Annotated in this window: 7 protein-coding genes; all 7 read right to left on the bottom strand. The window is 69.9% G+C overall.

All coding sequences use genetic code 11. The annotated features are described in order from the left end of the window. On the bottom strand, window positions 1–1134 hold a 1134-nt coding region (gene coaBC, locus VF106_RS12960), incomplete at its 3' end, for a bifunctional phosphopantothenoylcysteine decarboxylase/phosphopantothenate--cysteine ligase CoaBC (RefSeq protein WP_330839912.1). 43 nt (window positions 1135–1177) lie between these two features. Then, window positions 1178–1468 carry a DNA-directed RNA polymerase subunit omega gene (gene rpoZ, locus VF106_RS12955; protein ID WP_330839906.1) on the bottom strand — a complete coding sequence of 97 codons (291 nt, stop codon included), beginning with the start codon at window positions 1466–1468 and terminating at the stop codon, window positions 1178–1180. Next, window positions 1465–2067 (bottom strand): guanylate kinase, encoded by a 603-nt coding sequence (gene gmk, locus VF106_RS12950; RefSeq protein WP_330839905.1) that lies wholly within the window; start codon window positions 2065–2067, stop codon window positions 1465–1467. The genes rpoZ and gmk overlap by 4 nt, the downstream gene beginning before the upstream one ends. Next, entirely contained in the window at window positions 2064–2381 is a 318-nt protein-coding gene (gene mihF, locus VF106_RS12945; protein ID WP_133905065.1) for an integration host factor, actinobacterial type, read from the bottom strand. Before mihF ends, gmk begins: the two co-directional genes overlap by 4 nt. 589 nt (window positions 2382–2970) lie before the next feature. Continuing rightward, window positions 2971–3789, bottom strand: a complete 819-nt coding sequence (gene pyrF / locus VF106_RS12940; protein WP_330839904.1) for an orotidine-5'-phosphate decarboxylase — start codon at window positions 3787–3789, stop codon at window positions 2971–2973. Next, window positions 3786–7088 carry a carbamoyl-phosphate synthase large subunit gene (carB, locus tag VF106_RS12935; RefSeq protein WP_330839903.1) on the bottom strand — a complete coding sequence of 1101 codons (3303 nt, stop codon included), beginning with the start codon at window positions 7086–7088 and terminating at the stop codon, window positions 3786–3788. Before carB ends, pyrF begins: the two co-directional genes overlap by 4 nt. Beyond that, window positions 7075–8196, bottom strand: coding sequence for a glutamine-hydrolyzing carbamoyl-phosphate synthase small subunit (gene carA, locus VF106_RS12930; protein WP_330839902.1), 1122 nt, complete (start codon window positions 8194–8196; stop codon window positions 7075–7077). Before carA ends, carB begins: the two co-directional genes overlap by 14 nt. Between the last annotated feature and the right edge of the window lie 147 nt (window positions 8197–8343).

Here is an 8343-nt window from a genome sequence, read left to right as displayed (position 1 = left end):
GTCGGCGCCCAGCAGCCAGCCCTCGTTGTCCTCGACCTCGAACGCCCGTCCGGCGCCGACGGCGTTGACGACGAGCAGGTCACAGCCCTTGCGCTTCAGTTTCGCACGGGCGTGTGCCAGCACGTCGCCGCCGTCGTCGCCGGTTTCGGCCGCGAATCCCACGATGACCTGTCCTGGCGTGCGCCGCACGACGAGCTCGGCGAGCACGTCGGGGTTGCGTGTCAGCACGACCGGGTCCGGCTCCTGGTCAGTCTTCTTGATCTTGTAATCCGCGCGGGTGGCCGGCCGGAAGTCGGCCACGGCGGCCGCCATGACCACCACGTCCGCGTCCGGTGCCACCGCGTGCATCGCGTCCCGCAGTTCCAGTGCCGTACCCACGCGGACCACGTCCACCCCAGCGGGCTCCGGCAACGCGGCCGTGTGCGCCGACACCAGTGTGACCTGCGCGCCACGCTGGGCGGCAGTTCGCGCGAGAGCATAGCCCTGCTTGCCCGACGACCGGTTGCCGAGGTAGCGGACCGGGTCGAGCGGTTCACGGGTGCCCCCCGCCGACACGACGATCTTCAGGCCGGCGAGGTCGCGGGGCAGCGCGTCGGGCCGAGCGAGCAGCAGCCGGGCGAGATCCACGATCTCGGCAGGGTCCGCCAGCCGGCCCTTGCCGGTGTCCTTGCCCGTCAACCGGCCGCTCGCCGGCTCGGTCACGACGACCCCACGCGCACGCAACGTCGCGACGTTGGCCTGCGTGGCCGCGTGCTCCCACATCTCGGTGTGCATCGCGGGCGCCATCATGACCGGGCACCGCGCGGTCAGCAGCGTGTTCGTGAGCAGGTCGTCGGCGAGCCCGTGCGCGGCCTTGGCCAGCAGGTCCGCGGTGGCAGGGACGACCAGCACGAGGTCGGCCTCCTGGCCGATGCGGACGTGCGGCACCTCGGGCACGTCCTCGAAGACCCCGGTGTGCACCGGCTGGCCGGACAGCGCCTCGAACGTCGGGGCGCCGACGAAACGCAGCGCCGCCGCCGTGGGCACCACCCGGACCGAGTGACCGGACTCGGTCAGTTGTCTCAAGACCTCGCACGCCTTGTAGGCGGCGATGCCGCCGCCCACGCCGAGAACGACGCGCGGGGTCCCGCTCAGTGACATGGCCTCGCTCCGCTCGGCGCTCGCGGACCTTACCCGCTCATTCGCCTTCGGTGTGCTCGAGCAGGCCGGCGTGGATCTCCCGGAGCGCGATGGACAGCGGCTTCTCGCGGGGCCCCGGCTCGACGAGGGGGCCGACGTACTCGAGGAGACCCTCACCGAGCTGCGCGTAGTAGTCGTTGATCTGGCGAGCACGCTTGGCGGCGTAGATCACCAGGGCGTACTTGGAGCTGACCTTGTCGAGCAGGTCGTCGATCGGCGGGTTGGTGATGCCTTCGAGCTGCGTGCTCGACGGGTCGCCCAGGGTGCCCAACTCGGCGGGGGTGATCACTCGTGGTGCTCCAGATGATCGGAGGATTTGTCAAGTATCAACTTTAGCAAGTCTTGTGCCGCGCTCCGCAGGTCGGTGTTGACGACCACCGCGTCGAACTCGTCCTGCGCCGCCAGCTCTTCCTTGGCCGTCTGCAGCCGCCGGGCGACGACGTCCGGCGATTCGGTGCCACGGCCGACCAGGCGCTCGACCAGCGCGTCCCAACTGGGTGGCGACAGGAAGACGAGGAACGCCTCCGGCATCGCCTTGCGCAGGTTCCGAGCACCCTGCAGGTCCACTTCCACCAGGGCCGGCTGGCCGGCGACGAGACGCTCCTCGATGGGTTGCCTCGGCGTTCCGGACCGGTGCGTGCCCCGGTGGATCTCAGCCCACTCCAGCAGCTCGTTGTTCGCGATCATGCGGTCGAACTCCCCGGCGGTGACGAACCGGTAGTCCACCCCGTCCTGCTCCCCTGGCCGTTGCGCGCGGGTCGTGGCCGACACGCTGAACCACAGGTCCGGGTACAGCTTCCGCAGCTCGTGAACGACGCTGCTCTTCCCGACACCGGAGGGGCCGGCTAGTACGACCAGCCGGCCCCTCCGAATGGCACTACTCGTCACTCGCCGCTGAACTCCGCGAGCAACGCCTTGCGCTGACGGTCGCCGAGGCCTCGCAGGCGTCGGCTCGGGGCGATCTCAAGGCGCTCGATGATCTGCTGGGCACGCACCTTGCCGACGCCCGGCAGGGCCTCCAGCAGTGCGGTGACCTTCATCTTGCCCAGCACCTCGTCCTTGTCAGCCTGGGCGAGCACGTCCTTGAGGGTGGTGCCACCTCGCTTCAGGCGCTCCTTGAGCTCAGCTCGGGCGCGTCGGGCGGCAGCCGCCTTCTCCAGCGCTGCGGCCCGCTGCTCCTCGGTCAGCTGGGGAAGGGCCACGATTTCCTCCGGGGGGTGGGGTTTTCTGCGGATCGGTGTCGCGACGTTACCGAGGTCCGGCTTGTCGTGACAACGCGGGTCCACCTTAGTGCGGTGGGTAGTGCGCGATAGAGCATAGATCGACTCTCAGTAGCGAACACCCCTGGACCTGCGGTAACACCTTCGGGTCTGGTGTGCCGCGACCATACCCCACAAGAGGCGCGAAGCGCTTCGACGTGGTACCAGGACAATTCGCCATCGGCCGTGAAAACGGCCGCGCAACGGACCGAAAGAACCCGTTCGTGATCTTTCCGTGACCGCCCCGGCTGGCGCGTTCTACCAGGTAGACCCATGTGCGGCCGTCTGACGCGGAGTCGTCGACGCGGTGACGGTCGGTATGGGACACGGCGTGTCCTGGACACGTTCCGCGGCCAGTGAACAATCCGCGTGTCGATCTCCGCCGGACGGGACCGGACTGGTCAAACCAGTTTGAAAATGTCGGAAATCAAATGGGGCGGACCGTGTTCGGCGACGGAGTGGCCGGACATTGCCATCGATCCTCGAGCATTGATGATCTTGATCACTGTCCGCGCCGCCCCGCGGTCTCGTGTCAGCCCAGGGAGTCGCGGACCCGCAGCGCGGCCTCGCGGAGGGCCATGGCGTCCGGGCCGTGGCGCAGGATGTCCCGCGACGAGGTCGGCAGCAGGTGCCGGAGGTCCCCGAACACCGCTTTCAGCTCGGCCACACCCGCCCCCTGGGCGCCGAAGCCGGGCGCGAGGACCGGGCCGTTGAGTACGGACAGGTCGAGGTCCAACCGGCCCACGGTGGCGCCGATGACCAGGCCGACGGAGCCCATCGGGCTGGCGCCGGCGTTCCTGGCCGCGGCCTCGTCGACCATGGTCTGGGCGACGCTGACGCCGTTCCCGCCCGTGGCCCGCTGCACCTGCGGGCCCTCCTGGTTGGACGTCAGCGCCAGCACGAACACGCCGCGCCCGGTCTGCTCGGCGAGGTCGAGCGCCGGTGCCAGCGACCCGAACCCGAGGTAGGGCGACACCGTCACCGCGTCCGCGGCGAGGGGCGAGCCCTCCCCCAGGTACGCCTGGGCGTACGCGGCCATGGTGGAGCCGATATCGCCGCGCTTCACGTCGAGCAGGACGAGCGTGCCGGTGTCCCGGAAGGCCGCGATCAGCCATTCCAGCACGGCGACCCCCGCCGAGCCGTGGGCCTCGAAGAACGCCGACTGCGGCTTGACCACCGCGACCTGGCCCGCGAACGCCTCGACGCAGGTCGTGGCGAACCGCTCGAGCCCGGTCACGTCGACGGGCAGGTCCCACTGCTCGAGCAGCGACGTGTGCGGGTCGATCCCCACGCACAGCGGGCCACGCGCGGACACCGCGGCCGCCAGGCGCGCCCCGAACGGATCCCTCATCGCTGGCTCCGCAGCGCCGCCTGGAGCGCCTGCAACGACTCCACGCCGATGTCCTGCTGTATCAACGCCTCGATGCCGTGCACGGCCGCGGCGGCGCCCTGGATCGTGGTCACACACGGGATGTCCCGCGACACGGCCGCGGTCCTGATCTCGTAGCCGTCCACGCGGGGGCCTGGGTTGCCGTACGGGGTGTTGATCACCATGTCGACGCCGCCGGCCTTGATGATGTCGACGATGTTGTCCTCGCCCTCGAAGTGCTTGCGCACCTCGGTGCACGGGATCCCGTTGCGCCGCAACACCTCCGCGGTCCCGGCGGTGGCCAGGATCTCGAAGCCGAGGTCGGCGAGCCGCTTCACCGGGAACACCATCGCCCGCTTGTCCCGGTTGGCGACCGACACGAACACACGGCCGCTTGTCGGCAGCGAGCCGTAGGACGCGGTCTGGGACTTGGCGAACGCCTTGCCGAACGACGCGTCGACGCCCATCACCTCGCCGGTCGACTTCATCTCCGGGCCGAGGAGCGAGTCGACGCCGTGCCCTTCCGGGGTGCGGAAGCGGTGGAAGGGCAGCACGGCCTCCTTGACCGACACGGGCGAGTTCGCCGGCATGTCCACGCCGTCACCGGTCTGCGGCAGCATGCCCTCGGCCCGCAGCTCGGCGACGGTGGCGCCGAGCATGATCCGGGCGGCGGCCTTCGCGAGCGGCGTGGCGGTCGCCTTCGACACGAACGGCACGGTCCGCGACGCGCGCGGGTTGGCCTCCAGCACGTACAGCACGTCGTCCTTGAGCGCGTACTGGACGTTGAGCAGGCCACGCACGCCGATGCCCTTGGCGATCAGCTCGGTGGAGCGGCGGATGTTCTGCAGGTCCGTACGCCCGAGGGTGATCGGCGGCAGCGCGCAGGAGGAGTCGCCGGAGTGGATGCCGGCCTCCTCGATGTGTTCCATCACGCCGCCGACGAAGATCTCCTCGCCGTCGCACAGCGCGTCGACGTCGATCTCGATCGCGTCGTCGAGGAAGCGGTCCACGAGCACCGGGTGCTCCGGGGTGATCTCGGTGGCGCGTTGGATGTAGCCGGCCAGCGAGGCCTCGTCGTACACGATCTCCATACCGCGGCCACCGAGCACATAGGACGGTCGCACGAGCACCGGGTAGCCGATCTCGTCGGCGATCCGCTTGGCGGCGCCGAACGACGTGGCCGTGCCGTACTTCGGCGCCGGCAGGCCGGCGTTCGTCAGCACCTCGCCGAACGCGCCGCGGTCCTCGGCCAGGTGGATGGCGTGCGGCGGCGTGCCGACGACCGGGACACCCGCGTCGGCGAGCCGCTGCGCGAGGCCGAGCGGGGTCTGGCCGCCGAGTTGGACGATCACGCCCACGACCGTGCCGGACACCTGCTCGGCATGCACGACCTCCAGGACGTCCTCGAACGTGAGCGGCTCGAAGTACAGCCGGTCGGAGGTGTCGTAGTCGGTCGACACGGTCTCGGGGTTGCAGTTGACCATGACGGTCTCGAACCCGGCCGCCCGCAGCGCCATGGCCGCGTGCACACACGAGTAGTCGAACTCGATGCCCTGCCCGATGCGGTTCGGGCCGGAGCCGAGGATGAGCACCTTCGGCTTGTCCCGCTGATCGGCCACTTCGGACTCGGCGGCTGGGTCGAGCTCGTAGGCCGAGTAGTGGTACGGCGTGCGGGCCGCGAACTCGGCCGCGCACGTGTCAACAGTCTTGAACACCGGGCGGACGCCGAGCCGGTGCCGCAGGGACCGGACACCGTCCTCTCCGGCCAGTTCCTGCCGGAGCGCGGCGATCTGCCGGTCCGAGAGGCCGGCCCGCTTGGCGCGGCGCAGCAGCGTCTCGTCCAGCACGGGCGCGGCGGCGAGGACGGCCCGCAGCTCGACGAGCGAGGCGATCTGGTCGACGAACCACGGGTCGATGCCGGACGCGGCCGAGACCTCGGCGACGCTCACGCCCAGCCGCAGCGCGCGCTCCACTGTGTACAGGCGGCCGTCGTGCGGGACTCGCAGGGCCGCGAGAACCCCTTCCACCGTCAGGGTTTCCGGGTCCGGGGTGGTCCAGAAGCCGGCGGCCTTGGTCTCCATGGACCGCAGCGCCTTGCCGAGCGCCTCGACGAAGTTGCGGCCAAGCGACATGGCCTCGCCGACCGACTTCATGGTGGTGGTCAGCGTCGGGTCCGCGCCGGGGAACTTCTCGAAGGCGAACCTCGGCACCTTCACCACGACGTAGTCCAGCGTGGGTTCGAAGCTCGCCGGGGTCTCGCCGGTGATGTCGTTGCGGATCTCGTCGAGCGAGTACCCGATGGCGAGCTTCGCGGCGATCTTGGCGATCGGGAAGCCGGTGGCCTTGGACGCCAGCGCACTCGACCGGGACACCCGCGGGTTCATCTCGATCACGACGAGCCGGCCGGTCTGCGGGTGCACCGCGAACTGGATGTTGCAGCCGCCGGTGTCCACCCCGACCTCACGCAGGACGTCGATGCCGACGTCACGCATGTGCTGGTACTCGCGGTCGGTCAGCGTCATGGCGGGTGCCACGGTCACCGAGTCACCGGTGTGCACGCCCATCGGGTCGATGTTCTCGATCGAGCAGATGACCACGACGTTGTCGTTGCGGTCCCGCATCAGCTCGAGCTCGTACTCCTTCCAGCCGAGCACGCTCTCCTCGATCAGCACCTCGTGCACCGGGCTCTCCGCGAGCCCCGTGGACGCGAGGCGTTCCAGGTCCTCCGCGGTGTACGCCATGCCGGAGCCGAGGCCGCCCATGGTGAACGACGGCCGGATGACGACCGGGAGGCCGAGGTCGTCGACGGTGGCGCGGACCTCGTCCATCGTGTGGCACACCGCGCTGCGCGGGGTCTCGGCGCCGACCGCGGCGCAGATGTCCTTGAACCGCTGCCGGTCCTCGCCGCGCTGGATGGCGTCGATGTCGGCGCCGATCAGCTCGACGCCGTACTTCTCCAGCACGCCCCGCTCGTGCAGGGCGACCGCGGTGTTCAGCGCGGTCTGCCCGCCGAGGGTGGCGAGCAGCGCGTCCGGCCGCTCCTTCGCGATCACCTTCTCGACGAAGTCGGGGGTGATCGGCTCGATGTAGGTGGCGTCGGCGAACTCCGGGTCGGTCATGATCGTCGCCGGGTTGGAGTTGACGAGGCTGACCCGCAGCCCCTCCTCCCGCAGCACCCGGCACGCCTGGGTGCCGGAGTAGTCGAACTCGCACGCCTGCCCGATCACGATCGGCCCGGAGCCGATCACGAGCACGTGCTCGATGTCGTCACGCTTGGGCACGCCGGGCCTCCATCAGGTTCACGAACTCGTCGAACAGCGTGGCCGCGTCGTGTGGGCCCGCCGCCGCCTCCGGGTGGTACTGCACCGAGAACGCCGGCACGTCGGTGGCCCGCACGCCTTCCACACAACCGTCGTTCGGGCAGTAGTGGCTGATCACCGCGCCGCCGTACGGGGTGTCGAACCGCTGGCCCGGCTCGCCCTCGATGGCGAACCCGTGGTTCTGCGCGGTGATCGCGACGCGGCCGGTGGCCACGTCGACGACCGGGATGTTGATGCCGCGGTGGCCGTACCGCAGCTTGTAGGTGGAAAGCCCCAGTGCGCGGCCGAGGATCTGGTGGCCGAAGCAGATGCCGAAGGTCGGGATCTCACGCTCCAGCACGGCCTGGGTGAGCGCCACCGGGCCGTCCGTCGTGGCCGGGTCGCCGGGGCCGTTGGCGAGGAAGAAGCCGTCCGGTTCGAGCGCGAGGACGTCCTCGATCGTGGCGTTCGCCGGTAGGACGTGGGTCTCGATGCCGCGCTGGGCCATCATCCGGGGCGTGTTGGTCTTGATGCCCACGTCCAGCGCGGCCACCCGGAACCGCCGTTCACCGGCCGGCGGGACCACGTAGGCCTCCTTGGCCGTGACCTCCCCCGCCAGGTCGGCACCGACCATCTGAGGGCTCGCGAGGACCCGTTCGACCATCTCGTCCACGCTCGCGAGGGCGTCGCCCGAGAAGACACCGCCCCGCATCGCGCCGAGCTCGCGGATGTGGCGGGTCAGCGTGCGGGTGTCGACGCCCGCGATCCCGACGACGCCCTGCTCGGTGAGCGCGTCGTCGAGGGTGCGGCGTGACCGCCAGTTGGACGGGATCCGTGCCGGGTCGCGCACGACGTAGCCAGCGACCCAGATCCTGCCGGACTCGTCGTCCTCGTCGTTCCAGCCGGTGTTGCCGATCTGCGGGGCAGTCGCGACCACGATCTGGCGGTGGTAGGACGGGTCGGTCAGCGTCTCCTGGTAGCCGGTCATGGCCGTGCAGAAGACCACCTCGCCGAGCGTCGCGCCGGTGGCGCCGAACGCCTCGCCGCGGAAGACCTTGCCGTCCTCCAACACGAGAGCTGCTGGGTTCACGACTGTTCCGCCTCCCCGAAATTAAGTGTCTTGGTTACGTTGAGAGACGAATTGTTCTGTTTGGTCACGTACCTGTGGCTAGCTTGCGTCACGTTCCCCTGAGGTGCGGTTGTGAAGCACTCGGCCTGATCTGACCTTGAGGCTGAG

The sequence above is a fragment of the Actinophytocola sp. genome (genome assembly GCF_036378875.1).
In the GTDB taxonomy this organism is placed as follows: Bacteria; Actinomycetota; Actinomycetes; order Mycobacteriales; family Pseudonocardiaceae; genus Actinophytocola.
This window is presented reverse-complemented; position numbering and strand designations above follow the sequence as displayed.

Excerpts from the sequence above, each read along its gene's own strand:
- pyrF (WP_330839904.1), bottom strand. The coding sequence starts at position 3,789 with ATGAGGGATCCGTTCGGGGCGCGCCTGGCGGCCGCGGTGTCCGCGCGT.